This window comes from Pseudomonas sp. NPDC086112 (genome assembly GCF_044746425.1).
Taxonomy (GTDB): domain Bacteria; phylum Pseudomonadota; class Gammaproteobacteria; order Pseudomonadales; family Pseudomonadaceae; genus Aquipseudomonas.
This window is the reverse complement of record NZ_JBIVCD010000006.1, coordinates 136,126-158,797: the sequence shown is the minus strand read 5'-3', so window position 1 is coordinate 158,797 and position 22,672 is coordinate 136,126. Positions and strand designations below refer to the sequence as shown.

The 22,672-nt window shown below is 58.9% G+C and carries 20 protein-coding genes; 13 read left to right on the top strand and 7 right to left on the bottom strand.

Annotated elements, in window-relative coordinates:
• Positions 1 to 123: 123 nt before the first annotated feature.
• The 6 genes from panD (at position 124) to ACIPLA_RS07025 (ending at position 9,084) form a co-directional block, all read left to right on the top strand.
• Positions 124 to 504, top strand: coding sequence for an aspartate 1-decarboxylase (panD, locus tag ACIPLA_RS07050; RefSeq protein ID WP_123497181.1), 381 nt, complete (start codon positions 124 to 126; stop codon positions 502 to 504).
• A 231-nt stretch (positions 505 to 735) separates the two neighbouring features.
• Complete coding sequence (gene pgi, locus ACIPLA_RS07045; RefSeq protein WP_008015103.1) at positions 736 to 2,400, top strand: glucose-6-phosphate isomerase; 1,665 nt, start codon at positions 736 to 738, stop codon at positions 2,398 to 2,400.
• A gap of 187 nt (positions 2,401 to 2,587) precedes the next feature.
• The gene (acs, locus tag ACIPLA_RS07040; protein ID WP_401172638.1) at positions 2,588 to 4,525 is read left to right on the top strand and encodes an acetate--CoA ligase; all 1,938 of its coding nucleotides are present in this window, start codon (positions 2,588 to 2,590) and stop codon (positions 4,523 to 4,525) included.
• Positions 4,526 to 4,722: 197 nt separating this feature from the next.
• Positions 4,723 to 5,739 carry a class I SAM-dependent rRNA methyltransferase gene (locus ACIPLA_RS07035; RefSeq protein WP_008068494.1) on the top strand — a complete coding sequence of 339 codons (1,017 nt, stop codon included), beginning with the start codon at positions 4,723 to 4,725 and terminating at the stop codon, positions 5,737 to 5,739.
• Between the two features lie 61 nt (positions 5,740 to 5,800).
• On the top strand, positions 5,801 to 8,788 hold the full coding sequence (locus ACIPLA_RS07030; RefSeq protein ID WP_401172635.1) for a DUF748 domain-containing protein: 2,988 nt from the start codon (positions 5,801 to 5,803) through the stop codon (positions 8,786 to 8,788).
• A complete protein-coding gene (locus ACIPLA_RS07025) occupies positions 8,788 to 9,084 on the top strand; it encodes a DUF2845 domain-containing protein (protein ID WP_218398911.1) in 297 nt (98 codons plus the stop codon). The genes ACIPLA_RS07030 and ACIPLA_RS07025 overlap by 1 nt, the downstream gene beginning before the upstream one ends.
• Before the next feature lie 266 nt (positions 9,085 to 9,350).
• Here ACIPLA_RS07025 and ACIPLA_RS07020 read toward each other — a convergent pair whose 3' ends face one another.
• Positions 9,351 to 9,707, bottom strand: a complete 357-nt coding sequence (locus ACIPLA_RS07020; RefSeq protein ID WP_007901973.1) for a BON domain-containing protein — start codon at positions 9,705 to 9,707, stop codon at positions 9,351 to 9,353.
• 316 nt (positions 9,708 to 10,023) lie between these two features.
• The gene (locus ACIPLA_RS07015; RefSeq protein WP_401172631.1) at positions 10,024 to 10,434 is read right to left on the bottom strand and encodes a pilin; all 411 of its coding nucleotides are present in this window, start codon (positions 10,432 to 10,434) and stop codon (positions 10,024 to 10,026) included.
• A 226-nt stretch (positions 10,435 to 10,660) separates the two neighbouring features.
• On the opposite strand from ACIPLA_RS07015, the gene pilB reads away from it, so the two are divergent.
• From pilB to yacG, 5 genes are read left to right on the top strand one after another with little or no spacing between them, the layout of a single operon-like run.
• The gene (pilB, locus tag ACIPLA_RS07010) at positions 10,661 to 12,361 is read left to right on the top strand and encodes a type IV-A pilus assembly ATPase PilB (RefSeq protein ID WP_401172628.1); all 1,701 of its coding nucleotides are present in this window, start codon (positions 10,661 to 10,663) and stop codon (positions 12,359 to 12,361) included.
• A 2-nt stretch (positions 12,362 to 12,363) separates the two neighbouring features.
• A complete protein-coding gene (locus ACIPLA_RS07005; protein WP_218398777.1) occupies positions 12,364 to 13,581 on the top strand; it encodes a type II secretion system F family protein in 1,218 nt (405 codons plus the stop codon).
• Between the two features lies 1 nt (position 13,582).
• Positions 13,583 to 14,455: an A24 family peptidase gene (locus ACIPLA_RS07000; protein ID WP_218398778.1), complete on the top strand. Its 873-nt coding sequence runs from the start codon at positions 13,583 to 13,585 to the stop codon at positions 14,453 to 14,455.
• On the top strand, positions 14,452 to 15,075 hold the full coding sequence (gene coaE / locus ACIPLA_RS06995; protein ID WP_123497164.1) for a dephospho-CoA kinase: 624 nt from the start codon (positions 14,452 to 14,454) through the stop codon (positions 15,073 to 15,075). Before ACIPLA_RS07000 ends, coaE begins: the two co-directional genes overlap by 4 nt.
• Positions 15,072 to 15,272, top strand: coding sequence for a DNA gyrase inhibitor YacG (yacG, locus tag ACIPLA_RS06990; RefSeq protein ID WP_218398779.1), 201 nt, complete (start codon positions 15,072 to 15,074; stop codon positions 15,270 to 15,272). The genes coaE and yacG overlap by 4 nt, the downstream gene beginning before the upstream one ends.
• Before the next feature lie 9 nt (positions 15,273 to 15,281).
• Here yacG and ACIPLA_RS06985 read toward each other — a convergent pair whose 3' ends face one another.
• Positions 15,282 to 15,497 carry a hypothetical protein gene (locus tag ACIPLA_RS06985; RefSeq protein WP_218398780.1) on the bottom strand — a complete coding sequence of 72 codons (216 nt, stop codon included), beginning with the start codon at positions 15,495 to 15,497 and terminating at the stop codon, positions 15,282 to 15,284.
• A gap of 63 nt (positions 15,498 to 15,560) precedes the next feature.
• The gene (locus ACIPLA_RS06980; protein WP_401172621.1) at positions 15,561 to 16,250 is read right to left on the bottom strand and encodes an energy-coupling factor ABC transporter permease; all 690 of its coding nucleotides are present in this window, start codon (positions 16,248 to 16,250) and stop codon (positions 15,561 to 15,563) included.
• Between the two features lie 908 nt (positions 16,251 to 17,158).
• On the opposite strand from ACIPLA_RS06980, the gene ACIPLA_RS06975 reads away from it, so the two are divergent.
• Positions 17,159 to 17,401, top strand: coding sequence for a DUF2790 domain-containing protein (locus ACIPLA_RS06975; RefSeq protein ID WP_401172618.1), 243 nt, complete (start codon positions 17,159 to 17,161; stop codon positions 17,399 to 17,401).
• A gap of 12 nt (positions 17,402 to 17,413) precedes the next feature.
• Here the strand turns inward: ACIPLA_RS06975 and ACIPLA_RS06970 are convergent, their stop codons facing one another.
• From ACIPLA_RS06970 to ACIPLA_RS06960, 3 genes are all read right to left on the bottom strand, one after another.
• Entirely contained in the window at positions 17,414 to 18,682 is a 1,269-nt protein-coding gene (locus ACIPLA_RS06970) for an OprD family porin (RefSeq protein ID WP_401172615.1), read from the bottom strand.
• A gap of 112 nt (positions 18,683 to 18,794) precedes the next feature.
• A complete protein-coding gene (locus ACIPLA_RS06965; RefSeq protein WP_401172612.1) occupies positions 18,795 to 20,006 on the bottom strand; it encodes a benzoate/H(+) symporter BenE family transporter in 1,212 nt (403 codons plus the stop codon).
• A 121-nt stretch (positions 20,007 to 20,127) separates the two neighbouring features.
• Positions 20,128 to 21,471 carry an MFS transporter gene (locus tag ACIPLA_RS06960; RefSeq protein WP_401172609.1) on the bottom strand — a complete coding sequence of 448 codons (1,344 nt, stop codon included), beginning with the start codon at positions 21,469 to 21,471 and terminating at the stop codon, positions 20,128 to 20,130.
• Positions 21,472 to 21,799: 328 nt separating this feature from the next.
• Here ACIPLA_RS06960 and ppk2 point away from each other — a divergent pair, with 328 nt between their 5' ends.
• A complete protein-coding gene (gene ppk2, locus ACIPLA_RS06955) occupies positions 21,800 to 22,624 on the top strand; it encodes a polyphosphate kinase 2 (RefSeq protein ID WP_401172606.1) in 825 nt (274 codons plus the stop codon).
• Positions 22,625 to 22,672 lie beyond the last annotated feature (48 nt).

Genomic DNA, 22,672 nt, shown 5'->3' with positions numbered 1-22,672 from the left:
TCAGACCGCTTTCGCGAGCAAGCCCGCTCCCACATTAGATCTTCGTCATTCCAGACTGTATTGCTGCCTCCAAAGCCTTCGGGCAAACTGCCCGCCGTTCGATTCCGACCCGGGGAAACACTCATGCACGCCATCATGCTCAAGGCCAAGCTGCATCGCGCCGAAGTTACCCACGCTGTACTCGATTACGAAGGCTCTTGCGCCATCGACGGTGAATGGCTGGACCTGTCCGGCATCCGTGAGTACGAACAGATCCAGATCTACAACGTCGACAACGGCGAACGCTTTACCACCTACGCGATTCGTGGCGAAGAAGGTTCGCGCATGATTTCGGTCAACGGTGCCGCGGCGCACAAGGCCAAGGTCGGCGACCGCGTGATCATCTGCGCTTACGCCCACTACAACGAAGCCGAGCTGCTCAACTTCAAGCCGCGCATGCTCTACATGGCGCCGGGTAACGAGTTGAGCCACACCAGCAATGCCATTCCGGTTCAGGTCGCCTGATCGAGCCGACGCCCCTGTCAGCCTTCCGTTTGTCGGACCGCTCCCTGTTTAAATGTTAAAAAAGTACCGGGAGCAGGTCAGACAAAGTCAAGACAGATTGCAGCGCGAGGTTTACTGTATTCGCCCTGCGCCATGAAATCGTGTCGACGCAGTTGACCGGACGCCCACCCACAGCGCTCCGGGATTTTTAGTGTTCAAAAGGCCGTTCAAGTAAAAAGGAAAACCGCAGCGATGGCGTATTACCGCACTCCTCACGACGTTACCGCTCTGCCCGCCTGGCAAGCGCTGAATGACCACCGCCAAGCCATGCAAGATTTCAGCATGCGCGAAGCCTTTAATGCCGATCCGCAGCGCTTTACTCAATTCACCCTTAGCAGCTGCGGCCTGTTTCTCGACTACTCGAAAAACCTGATCAACGCCGAGACCCGCAATCTGCTGGTGGGCCTGGCCAACGAAGTCGACCTCAAAGGCGCGATCAAAGCGCTGTTCGATGGCGAAATCGTCAACTCTTCCGAAGGCCGCCCCGCCCTGCACACCGCACTGCGCCGCCCGGTGGGCGACAAGCTGTCGGTCAACGGCGTCAACGTGATGCCCGACGTGCATAAAGTGCTGAACCAGATCACCGACCTCGTGGGCCGCATCCACGATGGTTTGTGGCGCGGTTACACCGAGAAGCCGATCACTGACGTGGTGAATATCGGCATCGGTGGCTCGTTCCTCGGCCCTGAACTGGTGTCCGAAGCGCTGCTGTCCTACGCCCAGAAAGGCGTGCGCTGCCATTACCTGGCGAACATCGATGGCAGTGAATTCCACGAACTGACCATGAAGCTGCGCGCCGAGACCACGTTGTTCATCGTCTCGTCGAAATCCTTCAACACCCTCGAAACCCTGAAAAACGCCCAGGCCGCACGCGCCTGGTACCTGGCTCAGGGCGGTTCGGAAGCCGAGCTGTACCGTCACTTCATCGCCGTTTCCAGCAACAACGCGGCAGCGGTAGCGTTCGGTATTCGCGAAGAAAACATCTTCCCGATGTGGGATTGGGTTGGCGGGCGTTACTCGCTGTGGTCGGCTATCGGTTTGCCGATTGCATTGGCCATCGGCATGTCGAACTTCAAAGAGCTGCTGTCCGGTGCCTACACCATGGACCAGCATTTCCAGAGCGCGCCATTCGAACAGAACATGCCGGTATTGCTGGCGTTGCTCGGCGTCTGGTACGGCAACTTCTGGGGCGCGCAAAGCCACGCGATCCTGCCGTACGACCACTACCTGCGCAACATCACCAAACACTTGCAACAGCTGGATATGGAATCCAACGGCAAGAGCGTACGCCAGGACGGCACGCCAGTGTCCACCGATACCGGCCCGGTGATCTGGGGCGGCGTCGGCTGCAACGGTCAGCACGCTTATCACCAGTTGCTGCACCAGGGCACTCAACTGATTCCGGCCGACTTTATCGTGCCGATCGTCAGCTTCAATCCGGTGTCCGACCACCACCAGTGGCTGTACGCCAACTGCCTGTCGCAAAGCCAGGCGCTGATGCTGGGCAAGACCCTGGGCGAGGCCGAAGCCGAACTGCGCGACAAGGGCTTGAGCGAAGAGGAAGTACAAAAAGTCGCGCCGCACAAGGTGATCCCGGGCAACCGTCCGAGCAACACCCTGGTGGTCGAACGTATCAGCCCGCGTCGTCTCGGCGCACTGGTGGCGATGTACGAACACAAAGTCTTCGTGCAAAGCGTGGTCTGGGGCATCAACGCCTTCGACCAGTGGGGCGTGGAACTGGGCAAGGAGCTGGGCAAAGGCGTCTACAACCGCCTGGTCGGCAGCGAAGAAACCCCGGCCGACGATGCCTCCACCCAAGGCTTGATCAACTACTTCCGCGGTCGTCACCGCGGGTGATTTGACGCCAGTCCCGTAGGAGCGAAGCTTGCTCGCGAAGAACGATGACTCGGTGTATTTGATACACCGAGGCGCCTGCTTCGCGAGCAAGCTCTGCTCCTACAGGTTGGTGTTTGTTCTCAGTATTGAACCCTTTCCCCACTCGGCGCATCTTTATTACTTGTTGCAACAAGAATAAGGAACCGTCATGTTCGATATCAGCACGTTCCCCAAAGCCGATGCCGTCCGCCGGGCTGCACAGTTAAGTCAAGACGACTACCAACGCCTGTACCGCCAATCCATCGAGCACCCCAGCTCCTTCTGGGCCGAACAGGCCACACGCTTTCTCGACTGGAGCGCGCCGTGGCAAACCGTCCAGCGTTACGACCTGAAAACCGGTGAAGCGAGCTGGTTCGCGGGTGGACAGTTAAACGTCAGTTACAACTGCATCGACCGTCACCTGGAAAAACGCGGCGATCAAATCGCGATCATCTGGGAAGGCGATGATCCCGCCGAATCCGCGCAGATCACCTACAAAAAACTCCATCACAACGTCTGCCGACTGGCCAACGTGCTCAAAAGCCGTGGCGTGAAGAAAGGCGAGCGCGTGTGCATCTATATGCCGATGATCCCCGAAGCCGCCTACGCCATGCTCGCCTGCGCTCGAATCGGTGCGATTCATTCGGTGGTGTTCGGCGGCTTCTCTCCGGACTCGTTGCGTGACCGGATTCTCGACGCCGATTGCCGCACCGTGATCACTGCCGACGAAGGCGTGCGCGGCGGTAAATTCGTGCCGCTCAAACAGAACGTCGACACGGCGCTGCAAAGCTGCCCCGACGTGAACACCGTGATCGTGGTCGAACGCACCCAAGGCCAGGTTAACTGGGTCGAGGATCGGGACATCTGGTACCACCAGGCTTTGCGCGACGTCAGCGACGACTGCCCGCCAGAGCCGATGGACGCCGAAGACCCGCTGTTCATCCTCTATACCTCCGGCAGCACCGGCAAACCCAAAGGCGTAATGCACACCACTGGCGGCTACTTGCTGCAAGCCGCCATGACCTTCAAGTACGTGTTCGACTATCGCGACGGTGAAATCTTTTGGTGTACCGCCGATGTCGGCTGGGTCACCGGCCATAGCTACATCGTCTACGGGCCGCTGGCCAACGGAGCGACCACGCTGATCTTCGAAGGCGTGCCGAGCTACCCCAGCACCTCGCGCTTCTGGCAGGTGATCGACAAGCACCATGTGAACATCTTCTACACCGCCCCGACTGCCCTGCGTGCACTGATGCGTGAAGGTCCCGAGCCGTTGAAGGAAACGTCCCGCGAGAGCCTGCGATTGCTCGGCACCGTCGGCGAGCCGATCAATCCGGAAGCCTGGGAGTGGTATTTCAATACAGTCGGCGAGCAGCGCTGCCCGATTGTCGATACCTGGTGGCAGACCGAAACCGGCGGCATCATGCTCAGCCCGCTGGTCAGCACCCAACGGGTCAAACCCGGTTGCGCCACGCAACCGATGTTCGGCGTGCAACCGGTATTGCTCGACGAACACGGCAAGGAAATCAAAGGCGCCGGCAGCGGCATACTGGCCATCAAGTCCAGCTGGCCGGCGCAGATCCGCAGCGTCTACGGCGACCCGAAACGAATGGTCGAAACCTACTTCAAGCCCTACCCCGGCTACTACTTCACCGGCGATGGCGCACGTCGCGACGAAGACGGCGATTACTGGATCACCGGCCGCATCGACGACGTGATCAACGTCTCCGGGCATCGCATCGGCACGGCCGAAGTGGAAAGCGCGCTGGTGCTGCACGACAGCATCGCCGAGGCCGCCGTGGTCGGTTACCCCCACGACGTCAAAGGCCAGGGCATCTATGCCTTTGTCACGCCCATGAATGGCACCGAACCCAATGACGAATTGAAGAAACAATTACTGGCGCATGTCAGCAAGGAAATCGGCAGCTTCGCCAAACCGGACTTGATCCAGTGGGCCCCGGCCCTGCCGAAAACCCGCTCGGGCAAGATCATGCGGCGAATTCTGCGCAAGATCGCCTGCAACGAACTGGACAGCCTGGGTGACACCTCGACCCTCGCCGACCCGAGCGTGGTGCAAGGGCTGATCGATCAACGCCTGAACCAATGAGCCCATGTTGTGAATTGGCCATCACATCCCTGTAGGAGCGAGGCTTGCCCGCGAAAGCGGTGTGTCAGGCGACATTGATGTTGACTGTCCCGCCGTCTTCGCGGGCAAGCCTCGCTCCTACAGGTACAGGTACAGGTTCTTCATCGTCCAAGCTGTTAAACTCCCGCGCCCCAATTCCCTCCTGCAAGGCGCCCAGCATGTCTTCCTTGAATCAGGCGCTGCGCGCCGCCCTCGATCATCGTCAGGACCTGCTTGCCGAGCTGCATCAGCAAGGCACCGATTGCTATCGCCTGTTCCATGGCAGCCAGGAAGGCGCCGGCGGCCTGACCATCGACCGCTACGGTCCGCAACTGTTGGTGCAAAGTTTTCATCAGGCGCTGGAGCGTGACGCTCTGCTGCAGTTGCACGAGATCGTCAATCAGCAGTTGGGCCTCGACACCCTGCTGGTCTACAACGACCGTTCCCGTGGTAACTCGCGCATCGACCGCGAAGACACCGTCTACCGCGCCGACGAAGCCGCCCTGCAAGATTTGATCGGCCACGAATGGGGACTGAACTACCGGGTCCGCGGGCGCCACGCTGGCCAGGACCCGTTGCTGTTTCTCGATTTGCGCAACGCTCGCGGCTGGGTCAAGGCGCACAGCAAAAACAAAAGTGTGCTGAACCTGTTTGCCTACACCTGTGGCGTCGGCCTCAGCGCCGCGGCGGGTGGTGCGAGCGAGGTGTGTAACCTGGACTTTGCCGAAGGCAATCTGGCGGTCGGTCGTGAGAACGGCTTGCTCAACCCGCAATTGCCGACGATGGAATTCATCCAGTCAGATTACTTTCCCGCGATTCGTCAATTGGCCGGTCTGCCGATCAGCCAGCGTCGCGGCCAGAAACTGCCGAGCTATCAACGTCTGGACCCGCGTCAGTACGACTTGGTGCTGCTTGATCCTCCGGCCTGGGCCAAGAGTGCGTTCGGCACGGTCGACCTGTTGCGCGACTACCAAAGCCTGCTCAAACCGGCACTGCTGACCACCGCCGACGATGGCGTACTGATCTGCTGCAACAACCTGGCGAAGGTCAGCATGGACGATTGGCGCGAGCAGGTTTTGCGCTGCGCAGAGAAGGCCGGGCGCCCGGTGCGCGAGTGGACAGCGCTGACACCGGGCAGCGATTTCCCATCGATGGATCAGCAGCCGCCACTGAAAACGCTGATTCTGCAGCTCTGAAAATTCGCACCGATAATCAGATAAATCCTATAAAGCCTGGTTGCTTCGGAACCGCAAACGCATGCCATACTCCAAGGCACTCAGATTCCGACAGATGAAGCCGCACATGCCCAAAGGATTGATTCGCGCTATCGGCGCCTTGTTGACTGCCCTGGCTCTTTATAGCCTGCTGGGGTTTCTGATTTTGCCGGGCATCGCGTTGCGAATCGCCAACCAACAATTGGCCAACTACGCCACGACACCTGCGACGATTCAGCGGATCGAACTCAACCCCTTCAGCCTTGAAGTCACCCTTTGGGGCCTGGTCATCGGCGAGCCGGGCAAGGAACAGGTGGGCTTCGAACGTCTGTACGCCAACCTGCAGATCGACAGTCTTTGGACCAAGGCATTGCACCTGTCCGATATCGAACTGGACAAACCCAAGACTGAAATCCTTTTCGGCAAGGACGGCAAACTCAACCTGCTCGGCCTGTTCAAAATCCCCGCCAGCGAACCGACCCCGGTCGATCCGGACGCCAAACCATTCCCGCTGCGCGTGGAGCGGATCAAACTGGCCGGCGGCTCCTTGCATTTCGAGGATGCACGGCCCAGCGAACCCATCGAGTTCCTCTATGACAAACTCGATTTCGAACTGAAAAACCTCAGCACCCTGCCTGAAGACAGCGCCGACATGACGTTGGTCGCCGTCGGCCCGGCAGGTGGACAGATCGACTGGACCGGTAATTTCAGCCTGATCCCGATCGCCTCCGAAGGTAAGCTGAAAATCACCGACGGCAAGATGAAATCCTTCTGGCCCTATGTGCGTGATGCTGTGCCACTCGCACTCGAAGAGGGCGTGATCAGCCTCAGCACCGACTACAAACTCAACCTGGCCAAGGAAACCGAACTGCTGCTAAGTAACGTTGCAGTCAGTGTCGCGCCTTTCGCTATCAAGACGCCGGACGGTCGACCGCTGGCAAAGCTCGAGCGACTGGACATCAGCGAAACCACCGTAGACCTGGCCAAACAGCAAGTGGTGGTCGGCAAGATCCGCAGCAAAAAACTGGAAACCTGGGCCTCCCTCGAAGCCGACGGGCAACTCGACTGGCAAAAACTGTTCGCCAGTCAGCCATCCAAAGCGGCCAACAAAGCCAATGCCGAGCCAGCCAGCACGCCGGCAGCGGCCGATTCGCCGAAGCCTGAACCGACCGCGCCGAGCAAGCCTTGGCAGGTGCTGCTCAAAGACGTGCAGCTACGTGACTATCAGGTACATCTGGCCGACCGCAAGGCACAACCGGAGGTCGCGCTGGAGGTGGGTCCGCTGAACCTGGACCTGCAAAATTTCGACAGCCTCAATGGCTCACCTTTCAACCTCAAGCTCGACACCGGCGTGGGCAAGCAAGGCAAGATCACAGCGGACGGCGTGGTCAATCTGGCCCCGATCAGCGCCAAACTGAACGTGCAGACGAAGGACATCGACCTGCGCGTCGCCCAGTCCTACATCAACCCGTTCATTCGTCTCGAACTGCGCAGCGGCATGCTGGGCAGTGATCTGGCGGTCGACCTGAAAAGCACCGAACCGCTGGCGTTCAGCGTCACAGGCAAAGCCCAGGTCGATCAACTGCATACCCTCGACACTCTGAAAACCCGCGACTTCCTCAAGTGGCAACAGTTGGTGCTCGAAGGCCTGAATTATCAACATGGCGACAGCCTGTCGATCGACAAGGTCAACCTGTTCCAGCCTTATGCACGCTTCATGATCAACGATGATCGCACCACCAACGTCGATGACCTGTTGATCCCGCAACCGGCCGATTCCGGCGCCACTACCGCCGCAGCCAAGCCAGCAGCCGGAAAAGAAAAACCGCTGGGCATCCACATTGGCGGCATTGCCATCAATGACGGTTCGGCAAACTTCGCCGACTTCAGCCTGACCCCGAACTTCGCTACAGCCATTCAACAGCTCAACGGGAAGATTGGCACCATCGACAGCCGACAGGCAAAACCGGCCAGCGTCGACATCAAAGGCAAGGTCGACCGCTATGCACCGGTGACCATCAAGGGCTCGGTCAATCCGTTCGACCCGATGGCCAGCCTGGACATCGCCACCAGTTTCAAACGGGTGGAACTGACCACTTTGACGCCCTACTCCGGCAAGTTCGCCGGTTACCGTATCCGCAAGGGCCGGCTCAATCTCGACCTGCATTACAAGATCACCAACGGCCAGCTCCTGGCCGAAAACAAAGTGGTGGTCGAGCAGTTGCAACTGGGTGAAAAGGTCGACAGTCCAGATGCCGTGAGCCTGCCACTGAAGCTGGCGATAGCCTTGCTCAAGGATGTCGACGGCAAGATTTCCATCGAACTGCCGGTGAGCGGCGACCTGAACAACCCTCAGTTCAGTGTCATGCCTATTATCTGGCAGACCCTGCGCAACCTGATCGTGAAAGCGGCCGCAGCGCCATTCAAAATGATTGGCGGCCTGGTCAGCGGCGGTGGTTCGGAAGACTTGGGCAGCGTGGCGTTCGCACCGGGCTCAAGTGACCTGAGCAAAGATGCCGAAGCGGCGCTGGTCAAACTGTCCCAAGCGCTCAAGGAGCGTCCGGCCCTGCGCCTGGAAATCGAAGGCACCGCCGCCAAGAGCAGCGATGGCCCGCTGATTGCCGAGCAACGCCTGGAGCGGGAATACCAGTACAACTACTACAAAATGCTCCAGCGTCGCGGTGACAAAGTACCGGCCCAAGCCTCGTTGCTGGACGTACCGAACAACGAGAAAGGCCCGCTGCTTGAAGGGATCTACCGCACACGCCTCAAGACCCAGCCGCCCGCCGAATGGAAGGATCTGGGCAAGGAAGAACGCAGCAAAAAAATGCGGGAAGGCGTGATCGCGTTCTGGAGTTCCAGCGAGGTGCTGTTGCGTCAACTGGGGCAAGAACGGGCCAGCAGCATCAAGGATTATCTGGTGGACAAGGGGCAATTGGCCGATGACCGCGTGTACTTCATCGACGCCAGCCTCGGCGAGGCAGAAAGCGATGGCCGTGTTATCACGCCCATGCATCTGGATGCCGAATGATGGGCGCACATTGGCTTCTGAGCCTGGCTCTGTTGCTGGTTGCCGGCCAGGCAGCGGCGGCCGAGACCTTGCGTTGTGGCAGTCAATTGATCAGCGTCGGGGACAGGTCCAGCGAAGTGCTGCAAAAATGCGGAGAGCCCGTTGCCCGCGACTTGCTGGGCTACAAGCGCAGCGCCAATCGACGGGAAGAATTTCAAGTCGAGGAATGGACCTACGGGCCCAACAGCGGGATGTACCAGTACCTGCGCTTTGAAGGCAACCGGTTGGTTCGAATCACCAGCAAGCGTGGGAATTAAATCCACCACAAACCAATGTGGGAGCGGGCTTGCTCGCGAATGCGGTGTGTCAGTCGGCATCAATGTTGACTGGCACACCGCATTCGCGAGCAAGCCCGCTCCCACAGTTGTTTTGCGTAGCCCGCAATAGAACAGGCCCCGACACGAATGCCGGGGCCTGTAATGGCCACATCCTTGTGGCCTTCGCATGAACTCTCAAGTTGCGGCAGACGTATGACTCGGCCCGTCTACCGCTCCTTCTCCCGGTCCAGGCGAGAAGCCTTGTTTTACTCGGATTTCAGGCCGTCAGCGGACACCGCTTTGACGCCTTTGATTTTCTTGGCGATAGCCACGGCGGTTGTTTTCTGAGCGTCTGTCAGAACGGTCATCGAAGACAGGGAAACAACGCCTTTGTTGGTTTCGACTTTGATGTCGGTGCCTGGGATGCCTTTTTCGGTGACCAGGTCTGCTTTGACTTTGGTTGTGATCCAGGTATCGGAAACATCCTCTTTCGCTTCAGTGACTTCACCGGCGGCCAGCATCATGGGTGCCTGAGTCGCTTGGGTGGTCTGTGCAAATGCAGCGTTGGCCATGGTCAGGGTCAACGCGGTAGCAGTAGCGGCAGCGATAGCGAACTTCTTCATACGAGTAACTCCTGTATTTCTGGAAAGTCTGCTGCGTGTCTTGTCAGCAGGGTTACAGGAGATAGTGCGAACGCTGTGCCAACTGTCAGATAAAAAATAAATAGTTATAAATCAATAAGTTAGATAAAAAGACAATTTCCGAAATCATGCAAAATGCATGACTGATAAATTATCTACATGCAACTTGCGGGTTTTAACGCAGGCCTAAGGCCATGAATTGTCGGGGGTTTTCTTGATTATTGAATTGGCCCACAAATGACGAGTAAAAAAATGCCCCGCGTCGTGAAACGCGGGGCATTTGAAGGATGAAAATGGATCAGGCGCCAGTGCAGCCTTTAGGCGCATATTCCTGTTCAGCTGTGGTGGCGCATGTCCAGCCACCGGTGAGGGTGCGCGTAAGCGTGATGGTTTTGCTGAGCACCGGCCCCGGGGCATTGAGAATCGTGCAACCAATAGTACCTGCACCGTCAGAGGCGGTACCCGATGCCGTAATCGTGCAATTACCGGTGGTCGCCGTACCGCCAATCTTGGCCAGGGTGGGATCGGTGCCTTGATTGATGATGTCTTCGAAAGGCACTTTCAGTGCCGAGATTTCTGCAAGAGCAGCAGTTACCTTTGCCCGCGCCTGGTACTTCGAATACTGCGGCAACGCAAACGTCGCCAGAATCCCGATGATCGCCACCACGATCAGCAGCTCGATCAGAGTAAAACCTTTTTGATTTTTCATAGACAGGCTCCATGCATGAGTCGAAATCTCATGATCTGAACAAGGCACAGCACAGGTCATGCCAAGCCGTGCGCGTCCCTGTCTGCTGGGCGCGAGATCGCGGCAAAGACCTTTCCTACTCCAAGGATCCGCACTATCTGACACTTTTTGTCACCTCACCCCGACTGGTTTGGTTCCACTGCTTGACTAGGCTATAAGTCATTCACTGTCTGCGTCCGGTATCCCAATGAATGACATCGCCCTTAGCGGTCTGGCCAAGCAATTGGTACTGGCCGAGCTGATCACTGACCAAAGTGCGCAACAGGCGTATCAACAAGCCCAACGCAATCGAATTTCGCTGGTCAGCTATCTGGTGCAAAACAAACTGCTGAAAAGCTGGCAGGTCGCCGAGGTGGCCTCGGAGCATTTCGGCATGGCCCTGCTGGACCTCAACTGCCTGGACAAGGACACCCAACCCCGAGGGCTGGTCAGTGAGAAGCTGATCCGCCAGCACCACGCCCTGCCCCTCTGGCGGCGTGGTAACAAGCTGTTCGTGGGGATTTCCGATCCGACCAATCACCAGGCCATCAACGACATCCAGTTCAGCACCGGGCTGAGCACCGAAGCCATTCTGGTGGAAGAAGACAAGCTCAGCGACGCCATCGAAAAATTCTTCGACAACCATTCCACCGGCCTGGAAGACATGGCCGATGTCGACCTCGACGGGGTGGACATCGAGTCGGTCGATGAGCAGAAACAAGACGTCCTCGTGGGGCAAGACGCCGATGACGCGCCGGTGGTGCGCTTCGTCCACAAGATGCTGCTCGACGCGATCAAGAGCGGTTCTTCCGACCTGCATTTCGAGCCCTATGAAAAAATCTACCGCGTGCGCATGCGCACCGATGGCATGCTGCGGGAGGTCGCCAGGCCGCCGACACAACTGGCCAACCGCATTGCCTCGCGGCTGAAGGTCATGGCCAGTCTCGATATCTCCGAGCGGCGCAAACCTCAGGACGGGCGAATCAAGATGCGCCTGTCCAAAAGCAAGTCCATCGACTTCCGGGTCAACACACTGCCGACCTTGTGGGGCGAGAAAGTGGTAATCCGGATCCTCGACCCGTCCAGTGCCCAAATGGGCATCGATGCCCTCGGCTACGAGCCCGACCAGAAAGACCTGTACATGGCCGCGCTCAAGCAGCCACAGGGAATGATCCTGGTGACCGGCCCCACCGGTTCGGGCAAGACCGTGTCGCTCTATACCGGGCTGAACATCCTCAACACCGTCAACATCAATATTTCCACTGCCGAAGACCCGGTAGAAATCAACATCGAAGGCATCAACCAGGTCAACGTCAATCCCAGGCAGGGACTGGATTTCGCCCAGGCGCTGCGCTCGTTTCTGCGTCAGGACCCGGACGTGATCATGGTCGGCGAAATCCGCGACCTCGAAACCGCCGAAATCGCCATCAAGGCCGCCCAGACCGGGCACATGGTGCTTTCCACCCTGCACACCAACAGCGCCGCGCAAACCCTGACCCGCTTGCACAACATGGGGATTCAGGGGTTCAACATTGCTACCTCGGTCAGCCTGATCATCGCCCAGCGCCTGGCGCGCAAACTGTGCAGTCATTGCAAAAAGCCCATCGAGATTCCCCGCGAGGCGTTGCTCAAAGAAGGCTTTCCCGAGGAACGCATCGGCTCATTCACGATCTATGAACCGGTCGGTTGCGATCAGTGCAACAACGGTTACAAAGGGCGAGTAGGGATTTATGAAGTGGTAAAGAACACCCCAGAACTGCAACGGCTGATCATGGCCGAAGGCAATTCACTGGAAATCGACATCCAGATGCGTAAGGACGGCTTCAACGACCTGCGTACTTCGGGCCTGCTCAAGGCCATGCAAGGCATCACCAGCCTTGAAGAAATCAATCGGGTCACCAAGGACTGAACATGGCGGTCAAAGCAGCGAAAATCAGCGTATATGCCTGGGAAGGCACAGACAAAAAAGGCACAAAAATGACCGGCGAATTGACCGGCCAGAATCCCGCGCTGATCAAGGCCCAGTTACGCAAGCAAGGGATCAACCCGGGCAAGGTGCGGAAAAAAACCGCGTCCATTTTCAGTGCCGGCAAACGCATCAAGGCCCTGGACATTGCCCTGTTTACCCGACAGATGGCGACCATGATGAAAGCCGGCGTACCGCTGCTGCAATCGTTCGACATTATCGGCGAGGGCTTCGATAACCCGAGCATGCGCAAACTGGTGGAGGAGGTAAAACAGGAAGTCGCGGCCGGTAACAGCTTCGCCGCGGCCTTGCGCAAAAAGCCCCAGTATTTCGATGAGCTGTACTGCAATCTGGTGGATGCCGGCGAGCAGGCCGGTGCTCTGGATACCCTGCTGGAACGGGTGGCAACCTACAAGGAAAAGAGCGAAAGCCTCAAGGCCAAAATCAAGAAAGCCATGACCTACCCGCTGGCGGTGGTGTTCGTCGCTATCATTGTGACCGGGATTCTGCTGGTCAAGGTTGTGCCGCAGTTCGAGTCGGTGTTCTCGGGGTTCGGCGCCGAACTGCCAGCGTTCACCGTGATGGTCATCGGCTTGTCGGAGTTCCTGCAGGCCTGGTGGTGGATGGTGCTCGGCCTGTTGGGTGCGCTGGTTTTCGGCGTCCGCCATGCCTTTAAAAAGTCCCCGGGCTTTCGGGACCGAATGGACACCTGGCTGCTGAAACTGCCGTTGGTTGGCGCGCTCATGTACAAGTCCGCCGTGGCCCGTTACGCCCGCACCTTGTCGACGACGTTCGCCGCCGGCGTCCCACTGGTCGAAGCCCTGGATTCAGTGGCAGGCGCAACCGGCAACATCGTGTTCAAGCGAGCGGTATTACGCATCAGGCAGGATGTTTCCACCGGCATGCAGCTGAATTTTGCGATGCGCACCTCCGGTATATTTCCGAACATGGCGATCCAGATGACGGCCATTGGCGAAGAGTCTGGCGCACTGGATGACATGCTCGACAAGGTCGCGAGCTTCTATGAGGACGAGGTGGATAACATGGTCGATAACCTGACCAGTCTGATGGAGCCTTTCATCATGGTGGTGCTGGGGGTTATCGTCGGCGGCCTGGTGGTTGCGATGTACCTGCCCATCTTCCAACTTGGCTCAGCGATCTGATATGTCCTTGAACGAATTTCTGAGTCACAACTCGCTGGCCTTCGTGATCACCGCATGGGTGATCGGTTTGCTGATCGGCAGTTTTCTCAACGTGGTGGTCTGGCGCCTGCCGAAAATGCTTGAGCGTGAATGGCGCTTGCAAGCCCATGACGTCCTGGATTTGCCACCCGAAGCCCCCGGCCCGGCTTACAACCTGATACTGCCTCACTCCGAGTGCCCCGACTGTGGCCATCGGATTCGAGCGTGGGAAAACATTCCCGTGCTCAGTTATCTGTTTTTACGCGGGCGATGCTCGAACTGCGCGACGCCGATCAGTAAACGTTACCCGCTGACCGAACTGGCTTGCGGCGTGCTGTCAGCGTTCGTCGCCTGGCATTTCGGTTTCGGCTGGCAGGCCTGCATGGTACTGGTCCTGAGCTGGGGCCTGTTGGCGATGAGCCTGATCGACGCCGAACACCAGCTGTTGCCGGATGTGCTGGTGCTGCCGTTGATATGGCTGGGATTGATCGTCAACAGTTTCGGGCTCTTCGTGTCACTGCATGACGCGCTCTGGGGCGCGGTGGCCGGCTATATGGCGCTTTGGACGGTGTTCTGGCTGTTCAAGCTGATCACCGGCAAGGACGGCATCGGCTACGGTGACTTCAAGCTATTGGCGATGCTCGGCGCCTGGGGCGGCTGGCAGATCCTGCCGCTGACCATCCTGCTGTCATCGCTACTGGGCGCCGTCTTCGGGGTGATTTTGCTGCGCCTGCGGGATGCGAAAACCTCGACTCCGCTGCCCTTTGGCCCCTATCTGGCCATTGCCGGCTGGATTGCCTTGCTCTGGGGTGGTCAAATAACCGGCTTCTATTGGCAGTTTGTCGGTTTGAAATGAATACCCCTGTGGAAAAACCCTGGATTCTCGGCCTGACCGGCGGCATCGGCAGCGGCAAAAGCGCGGCCGCCCAGCACTTCATCGATCTGGGCGTGCACGTGGTGGACGCCGATCATGCGGCTCGCTGGGTGGTAGAACCCGGTCGCCCGGCACTGGCGAAGATCGCCGAGCACTTTGGCCCCGGCGTGCTGCAAGCCGACGGCCAACTGGATCGTGCGGCGCTACGCAAGCTGATCTTCGAAGTGCCGGATGAACGCCGCTGGCTCGAAGCGCTGTTGCATCCGCTGATCGCCGAAGAAATCACTCACCATCTGGCCAAGGCACAATCGCCTTATGCGATTCTGGTTTCGCCGCTGCTGATCGAGTCCGGGCAGTACGCCATGACCCAACGGGTCCTGGTGATCGATGCCCCGGAACAGTTACAGATCGAACGCACCCTGCAGCGTGACCAGACCAGCGAACAGCAGGTCCAGGCGATCCTCAAGGCTCAGTCCAGCCGACAGGACCGCGTGAGCCATGCCGACGATGTGGTGGTCAACGACCGCGACCTCGCCTGGCTGCACAGCGAGGTCGAACGCCTGCATCATTTTTACCTTACTTTGCGTGGAGGCCAGTCATGAGCCAAACCCCAACCGTCGATTGCCCAACCTGTGGCGCCCCTGTCGAATGGAGCCCCGAAAGCAAGTTCCGGCCATTCTGTTCGGACCGTTGCAAACTGATCGACCTGGGCGCCTGGGCGTCGGAAGAACACAAGATCCCGGTGAGCCCGGATGCCGAAGACGAAATGTTCAGCGAAGACTTCGACCCGCGCCACTGATCCCGCCCCTCAGGGCCGCATAAAGCCATAGTCCTGGCCCTCGTCGAGGTTCTCGGCGAGAAACCGCAACTCATCGGCCAGGTCTTCTATATTGCGTACCGTCTTGCTCTGCTGCACCACCGCACTGAGCAAGGCACGCAGGCTCAATCCCGGATCGAAGCCCACCTCTTGCGCCACATCCAGACTCTGACGCAACTCCTGCCGGGCCCACTCATACACACTCATGCCATTGCTCCTGAAGGTTTTCCAGAGCATGGATTCGGCAACGCTTTTTGGATTTGATGTGGATCAAGATTTGGGATCGTCGTCTTTCCAGGGCGCCGAAAGGTAGCGGGTGCGATTGAACGTCTCCAGCCATTCGGGGCAGAACACCACCAATGCGCTGACCACCATGCCGTTGATAAACGCTTCCGGGAAAATCAGTAGCCACAGGTAGCCGACAAAATCTGTCAGCCAGTACGGCATGGCGAAACGTTCGTCGTACCACAGCAGCGTGAGCGCCAGGATCAGGCACAACAGGGCCGACAACGCAGCGGCAAAAAAACCCGAACAGAAAATGTACACAAAGGGATTACGCGGCTGCGCGCGCTCCACCAGGATGGCGCAGCACTCGGTGACCAGCACCGGCAGCAGAATCAGCAGCGCGCCATTGACCCCCATGGCCGCCATGTCCTGCCGTCCGAGTAGCACCAATCCCGTTTGCGCGACCAATCCGCCGACAATCGCCAACGGCCAATCCAGCAGTAACGTCACCGCCGTCATGCCGATGAAGTGATAGGACACGCCGGTGTCGAAGTCCCGTCGCACCAGCCAGAGCATGAACAGCGCGAACACCGTGCCGAACAACAGATGCTGGCGGCGGTTGTCGCTGAACAGTTCGACCCAGGGGGCTCGCGCAATGGCCCAGATCAGCACCGGTGCATAGATCAGCCACCCCACCGTCAGGGTTTCGGATGACAGTAACTCGGCACCGATCATGGCTGGGCACACTCCCTTGTCTTGCCAAAAGAGAACAGGCGATCAGTCTACACCGCCCTTTACTCCCTTCGACTTCGGGCTGGTATACACATTTGTACCGGCCCCGGGGGCGCTCCACGATTGGGTACATATCCATTTCTGCGGTAACGGCCACCTAGGGTTCCGCCCTTACGGCGGGTCACTTTCGAAAAGCGCGAAAGTAACCAAAGCGCTTTTGCCCCGCCATTCGGTGCCTCGCTTAGGCTCGGCATGCCCTCACTCCGGCATTGCTCCGGGGGCCCGCCGCCATCGGCCCTCCATGGCCGGGGGCGGCTACCGCGGCATCCATGCCGCGGTGCCCCCTGCGCAATGCCTGCGTTCGGCCTCTGGGAAAGGGGCAACAGATCAAGATCAAAAGCCAAAGCCAAAGCAACGGCAAGATCAACTGCTTCGCGAGCAAGCCCGCTCCCACAATGGATCTGCGTACCACTGCGCTTTTCACCACTCAACAGGCCGAGCGTTAGCTCGCCTGCAGCTTTTGATCTTGACGCACCGCCCCCTCGAGAGGCCGAGCGGAGGTTCTGCGCAGTGGGCAACCCGGCATGGATGCCGGGTTAGCCGCCCCCGGCCATGGATGGCCGATGGCGGCGGGCCCACGGAGCAGGACCGGAGCAAGGGCATGCCGAGCCTGGGCGAGGCACCGAACGAAAGGGGCAAGAGCCCTTTGGTTACTTTGGGGCTTTTCCAAAGTGACTCGCTGTAAGAGCGAAACCGCCAGCCGCCGCTACCGCAGAAACGGATATGTACCCGATCAAAAAGAACCAGCGACTGTTACGTTTTCTGTAAGGCTGAATCAGGCCGAGGCCCCTTTATCGGTCGCGGGCAAAGCCTAGAATTGAGCCATCGGAATCAACACGGAGTACGGAAAAATGAAAACCTTGATCAGCCTATTTCTGACCCTCGCCGCCACCTCGGCCCTGGCCGCCGGCAACGAGCCAGCCGCCACCTCGTACAACCCGGCGCAGCCGCTGGACATCGCCAAGGTGGTTTCAGTGACGAACACCGCAACTGCCTGCGGGGTTGTGCCTGCGACCATGGAATATGTCGATCATCAGGGCCAGACCCATCGCGTGACGTACGAAGTCATGGGCGACTGCACCACAGATCTTTGATCGCGGGCTTGCTCATAACAGCTTCCACGTGTAGCTGAGGATCAGGCGGTTTTCGTCGATATCGCTGCGGTAGTTGGAACGCGCCATCACATTGCGAACACGGATGCCGAGGCCTTTGAGGCTGCCACTCTGCAGCACATAGCCGATATCCAGATCGCGCTCGCGGTCCTTGCCTTCAAAGCCCTTTCCGGTGTCGACGTTATTGCCGGTGATGTAACGCACGGTGCTGGTCAGGCCGGGCATGCCGAGGGCCGCGAAGTCGTAGTCGTAACGCGCTTGCCAGGAGCGCTCATCGGTGTAGGCGAACTCGTAGGTCGGCACCTCGTTGCCCAGCGGTGAGATGTTGGCAAAGACTCGCGGGAAGGCGCTGTCGCCGAACATGCCCTGATAGCCGACATAAAACGTGTGGCCGCCGCGCTTGGCCGACAGCAACGAGAAGAACGCCTGGTTGTCGATATTGCCCAGCAACTTTTTGCCGTCTTCGCGCGAATCGTAGTAGCCGAGGTTGGCGCCCAGGATCCAGTCTCCCAACGGCTCGCTGTGCTTGAAGCCGAGAAAGCGCTGGTTGTAGATATCTTCCAATTGCCCGAACCAGGCACTCAGCGAACTGCGCTTGTCATTGAAGGCGTAGTCGGCGCCAGCAAAGTTGAAACCATCGCTGCTGACCTGACGCTGCGGAACATGACCGAGCATGGCTTGCATCTTTTCGTCGCCGGCCTCGTTGCGCAGGCTGGTTGAATTCAAGTGGCCGCCTTGCAAGGTCAGGCCATCGATTTCATTGGAGCTGATGCTTGCGCCCTGATAGCTGGGCGGCAGCAGCCGGATATCGCTGAAGGCCAGCACCGGCACGTTGGGTTGCAACTCCCCCACTTTCAGCTCGGTCTTGGAGTAACGCATCTTCAGCGCACCTTCCAGACGGCTGTAATCATCTGCCGCGCGACCATCATCGTGCACCGGCAGCAAACCGGTATTGACCCGGTCCGGGCTGCTGTCGAGTTTGAGGCCGAGCAGGCCGATGACATCCACACCAAAACTGACCGGGCCCTGGGTATAACCGGATTTGACGTTGAGGATGAAGCCTTGCGCCCACTCTTCGGCCTTCGACTGTTGATTGGCCCCGACGATGTCGGAAAAGTCCCGACTGAAGTAGTAGTTACGCGCCTGCAAGGTGGCCGTGGTGTCTTCGATGAAGCCGCCCTCGGCGGCCATCACGCCACTGGAAAAACCCGAGACGACCGCCAGGGACAACACTGAACCGGTTGCTGGAAAAATCTGTTTCATCGCTGTTCTCTTATTGTTATTGATCGACAGGTTGAAGTGCTCCACCCGTGGCGGATTCGCCGCGAGGGATGGTGAAAACGGATAAGGGATCGGGTTTCGATTAACTACTCGATCAGCGCGCCACCTCCTGCGCAGGGGCCGCTTGAATCGCCGGCGCGGGACGCCGGGCACTCAACAGCACGTGCGTGACCATGCCGAAAATCAGCCCCCAAAAAGCGGCGGACAAACCAAACAGCGACATGCCCGAGGCGGTGGTGAGAAAGGTCACCAACGCGGCTTCGCGATCAATCGGCACGGCCATTGCGCCGGCCAACGCCCCGGCTATCGCGGCGAACAGCGCCAGCCCGGCCAGGGCTGCGATCAGTTCCTTGGGGAACGCCGAAAACAACGAAACCAGCGTGGCACCGAAGATCCCCAGCACCAGGTAACACAGCCCGCCCACGACCCCGGCCACATAGCGTTTGCGCGGATCTTCATGGGCCTCGCGACCGGTACAAATGGCGGCGGTAATCGCCGCCAGATTCAACCCGTGACAACCGAACGGTGCCAACAGCGCAGTGCCCAACGCGCTGCTGGCGATGATCGGGCCGGCCGGCGTTGGGTAGCCGCTGGCACGCAGCACCGCCATGCCGGGAACAAACTGGCCGGTCAGCGCCACCATCACCAGCGGCAAGGCGACATTCAGCATTGCACTCAAGCTGAACGCGGGGGTGATCCACACCGGCGTGGCCAAACCGATCACCAGCGCTTCGCGGTGCAAATCACCGGCAAGAAACGCCATCGAACAGCCCACCAGCAGCACCATCAACACCGCATAGCGCGGCATCACCCGCTTGCAGATCAGGTACGTGGCAAACATCGCCAGCACCAGCAATGGCTTGCCTTGCAACGAGACGAACAACCCCGTGCCGAAGCTGAACAGAATCCCCGCCAGCATCGCCGCCGCAATCGCCGCGGGCAGTTTGCCGATGATCCGGTCAAACGCCCCCGACACGCCGACCAGGAAAATGATCAGGCTGCTGACCAGGTAAGCGCCCACCGCCTCCGGCATGGAGATTCCCGGCAACAGTGCCACCAGCAACGCAGAGCCCGGTGCCGACCACGCGATGATCACCGGGACGCGGTAACGCAGGCTCAAACCGATACCGAGCACGGCGCTGCCGATGGAAATCGCCCAGACCCAGGACGACAACACTTCCCGCGAGAGGTGTGCGGTCTCGGCGGCCTGAAAGATGATCACCAAGGGGCCTGCGTAGGAAATCACCGTGGCGATAAATCCAGCGACGGCAGCAGACAGGGAAAAGTCCTGAAATAACGCTTTCATGAAACCTCGCCGCAAGACTCGTCAGGCGATCCGTGGCACAGGCCCGGCCGCTCTTGTTCGGAAAAAAGTATGGGTGACCAGGCCGGCGACACGGCATGACGCCGTGCCGCCACTGCCGGGTTCAGGCGCTGGTCGGCGCCAGCGTCTGGGTGGCGCCTTTGGCGCTGCGCTGACTGCTGATGGCGAACACGGTCATGGCGAGAGCGGCCACCGCACCCGGCAAGGCAAACGCCATGAAGTTCAGTTGCAGTGGCAGGCTGATCCCCAGCAAGGCACCGCCCAGCAGTGGGCCGACGATCGCGCCGTTGCGGCCGATGCCCGACGCCCAGCCCAAACCGGTGGAGCGAATGGTCATGGAGTAGAACTGCGCGGCGCAGGCGTACAGCAGAATCTGCGAGCCGATGGTGGTGGCGCCGGCAAGGGCGATCAGCAGGTACAACACCGGCATCGGACTGTTGAAGCCCAGCAAGGTGATCGATACCGCAGCCACGACGAAGAACACCGCCAACACGCGCGGCAGGTTGAGCTTATCGCCCAGCATTCCGCCGCCGACCGCGCCGAAAATGGCGCCGAAGTTGAGCACCAGCAGAAACGACAGACTCGAGCCCAGGCTGTAACCGGCGTTGGCCATCAGTTTCGGTAGCCAGGAACTCAAGGCGTAGACCATCAGCAAGCAGCAGAAAAATGCCAGCCACAGCATCAGCGTGCGCAACGCACGCCCCTCACGGAACAGTTGCAACACCGGGGTGCCAGTGCCCTTCACTTCGCTCATGTGCAACTGATCGCTGGCGAGTGCAACGTAAGCCGGGTCAATCCGTTCCAGGATGTTGCGCGCCTCTTGATTGCGCCCCTGACGCAGCATGAAACCCACCGATTCAGGCAGGAAGTACATGATCAACGGCAACAACAGCAACGGCAGCACCGCCACGTAAAACACCGACTGCCAGCTGAAACTGGGGATCAGCACGATGCCGAGCCCCGCCGAGAGCATGCCGCCCACCGAGTAACCACTGAACATGATCGCCACCAGCGTGCTGCGGATTTTCTTCGGCGCGTACTCGTTCATCAGCGCCACGACATTGGGCATCACCCCGCCAATGCCCAACCCGGCAACGAACCGGCAGAGGCCAAACTCGGTGGGGTTACGGGCAAATCCATTGAGCACGGTAAAACCGCTGAAGAGCATCACGCACAGGGTGATGGCTTTCTTGCGGCCAATCTTGTCCGACAGCGGGCCGAAAAACAGCGCGCCGAACATCATCCCGAACAGTGCATAACTTCCCAGCGCGCCAGCTTGCAGGGGACTGAGCCCCCACTCTTTCATCAGCATCGGCAACACCACGCCGTAGATCACCAAATCGTATCCGTCGAAGATGATGATCAGGGCGCACCAGAACAGCACCATCCAGTGAAAGCGGTTGAATCGAGCGTTGTCGATCACCTCATGTACGTTGATCTTGCGCATGGCATCTATCTCTTGTTGTTGTTTTTTTAAGAGTCGGTAACGCGGCTAACGTCCGTACAGCCGAGGGTAGAGACGCCGGGCACGGGGCAATAGCCGCTTTGCGCAGATCGCTATCCGTTTTGTGCAAGGCCCTGTAGCAACCCTGTAGAGGGTTGATTCATGGACTAGACTCACGCGGTTGGTGATGAAGTTGAACGTCAAGAGCAGAGGGCCGTCCACGACTGACGCCAGGTTTGCTCGAAGCAATGCGCGATCTGCAAGCTGATAGCTGCACCTGCAGGGGTCTATCTATCGGCAGTCAGCGACTGGCATAGGTGAGGCTTGGGTCATGGCAAAGGACAAGAAGAAAACCGCTGTTAAAAGCAACTCCGCTGAACCCTTGAAACTGAAGAACAAAGACTATCTTGAGCAGTTACGCCGACTGCATGTCGAAATGGTCAAGTTGCAGGAATGGGTGAAAGAAAAGGGCATCAAGATCTGTATCGTCTTCGAGGGGCGTGACGGTGCCGGCAAGGGTGGGACAATCAAGGCGCTCACTGAGAGGGTGAGCCCGCGTGTCTTTCGGGTGGTGGCGCTACCGGCCCCGACCGATCGCGAGAAGAGCCAGATGTATATACAGCGCTACCTGGCGCACATGCCTGCGGCTGGCGAAGTGGTGATCTTCGATCGTAGTTGGTACAACCGCGCAGGGGTCGAGCGTGTGATGGGATTTTGTACCGATAAGCAGGTGACCCGCTTCCTGGCCCTGGCCCCCCTGATGGAACGCATGATGGTCGACTCGGGCGTCATGCTGTTCAAGTATTGGCTGGAAGTCAGCGAAGAGGAGCAGACCCGTCGGCTCGAGGCGCGGATCAAGGATGGCCGCAAAATCTGGAAACTGACGCCCATGGATCTCAAGTCATACAGCCGCTGGTATGACTACTCGCGCGCACGTGACGACATGTTCAAGGCGACCGACACCGATCATGCTCCGTGGCTTGTGGCCAACTCGAACGACAAGAAGCGGGCCCGCCTCAACATCATCTCTGATTTGCTCAGCCGTATTCCGTACAAGAATGTACCGCGCGAGAAGGTGATTTTGCCAAAACGGCAGAAATCAGGCGGCTATCGTGAACCGGATTATCCGTTGCGGCGAATTCCGGAAAAGTTCTGACCGGCACGTTCAAGCGGATCTGCGCTGTACACCAAAGGGCCACAGTCC